Origin of the sequence: Bacillus cereus group sp. Bce019 (assembly GCF_051781745.1) — a bacterium.
In the GTDB taxonomy this organism is placed as follows: domain Bacteria; phylum Bacillota; class Bacilli; order Bacillales; family Bacillaceae_G; genus Bacillus_A; species Bacillus_A cereus.
The window spans coordinates 1-258 of record NZ_JBPWJX010000219.1 but is presented as its reverse complement, the minus strand read 5'-3'; the positions used below and the strand labels follow the sequence as shown (position 1 = coordinate 258).

Here is a 258-nt window from a genome sequence, read left to right as displayed (position 1 = left end):
AGCGAAGCCTTACAAGCTGCCATCCTGCTGGTGGCATGTATGACTCTCATTGTGATCTGCATTTTGGTGCTCCGATATGCCAGAAAGCATCTTGAACGCGCCAACTTTTCCGCCACTACGGTAGAGGCAGCCGATCGAGAGAACATGGGTTTCCTGCTCCTCTACCTATTGCCACTTTTTACTGCTCAGTTTGATTCATTGAACTGGCAAGTGTGGGTTCCTGCGATAGCCATTTTTGCCGCGGTTGTGGCTACTGGC

Annotated in this window: 1 protein-coding gene; it reads left to right on the top strand. The window is 50.8% G+C overall.

The features are described from left to right. Positions 1-258, top strand: a 258-nt coding sequence (locus ACS2QP_RS28090; protein ID WP_438883115.1) for a hypothetical protein, incomplete at both ends; no start/stop codon positions are given.